General features: G+C 63.3%; 1 protein-coding gene. It reads right to left on the reverse strand.

The genetic code is table 11. From position 1 onward, the window contains the following. Positions 1-148: 148 nt before the first annotated feature. Complete coding sequence (locus ACJMKX_RS17955; protein ID WP_405228433.1) at positions 149-1,183, reverse strand: IS5 family transposase; 1,035 nt, start codon at positions 1,181-1,183, stop codon at positions 149-151. Positions 1,184-1,255 lie beyond the last annotated feature (72 nt).

Here is a 1,255-nt window from a genome sequence, read left to right on the forward strand (position 1 = left end):
AAGGAACCTCTATTAACCCCGTTTCGGATTCGTCGGTTGCTGTGATTGCGGAGATCGGGCGTTCGAGACGATAGATTGGCCCGGCCGGGTGGATAGTCGGGTCGTGATGAGCAAGGCTTCGGACCTCGTTAGTCTCGCCCGGAAGCGGTTATCCGGGCACCGCACTGCCTTTCGGAGGTGAGTGCACTGTGAGCCATGCCAGGCGCCGGACGTTGTAGACGAAGTTCATCATCCCGATCTTGAAGCGCGCCCGCTCCAGCCCGATGGTGCGCACCGTGCGCCCCATCCAACGCTGCTGGGCGAAGACATGCTCGACGCGGATGCGCGTCTTCGAGCGCCGGTGATTGGCGCGCTTCTCGCGCTCGGTGAGCGGGCGTGAGGCGTGGCCCTGGCGCTGGATGTGGCTGCGGTAGCCGTACTCTCTGAGCCGCGCCTCCCACTCCCGCGAGCGATAGTTGGCATCGGCCCAGAGTGCCCGGGAGCTGTTGGTCTCATCCAGCAACCCCTCGAGCATGCGCCGATCATTGAGCGCAGCATCGCTGACACCAAAGCGCCGGATCAGCTTGTACTTCACATCCACATTGATGTGGTTCTTGTAGCCGAAGTAGGTCTTGCCCTCCTTGCGAGCCCAGCGCGCCTGGGTGTCCTTCTGGCGCCGCTTCGCCTCCTCCCAGTCCTCGGGTACCTCGCCGCGGCGGATGCGCTCGTTCTCATCGCGGCGGTTGCGAGAGCGCGGCGCCTCGACCATCGCTGCATCGACGATCTGGCCCTTGCGCGAGTGATAGCCCGCCGCCTCGATCTGGGCCATCAGCTCGGCGAACAACACCTCCAGCACTCCCGCCTCGTTCAGCTGCTCGCGATGCAGCCAGATTGTCTTGGCGTCCGGCACGCGCCCTTCGGGCCCCAGGCCCAGAAAGCGCGCAAACGAGTAGCGATCCCGGATCTGGTACTCCGTCTGATCATCCGAGAGGTTGTAGAGCTGCTGCAGGAACAGCACCTTGAACATCAGCACCGCATCGGTGCGGGGACGACCGCCCTTGCCCGGATCCGGCACCTCGTAGGTGCTCTCCAGCGTCGCCCGGAAGGCCTCGAAATCCACCACCTCATTGATCTTCGGCAGCGGATCGCCCAGCTCCTCCAGCAGCGCGTAGCGATCTTCCAAATCGAAAAAACCCGGCTGCATCCCCGTCACCTCGCGCCAAATCTCCTGCGCGCAATTTTGACAGGAATACGCCGGGGTTTTTAGAGGTTCCTT

Source organism: Lentisalinibacter sediminis (assembly GCF_040706615.1).
Lineage (GTDB): Bacteria > Pseudomonadota > Gammaproteobacteria > Steroidobacterales > Woeseiaceae > Lentisalinibacter > Lentisalinibacter sediminis.

Coding starts and splice junctions, on each gene's coding strand:
- ACJMKX_RS17955 (WP_405228433.1), bottom strand. CDS start 1,183: ATGCAGCCGGGTTTTTTCGATTTGGAAGATCGCTACGCGCTGCTGGAG.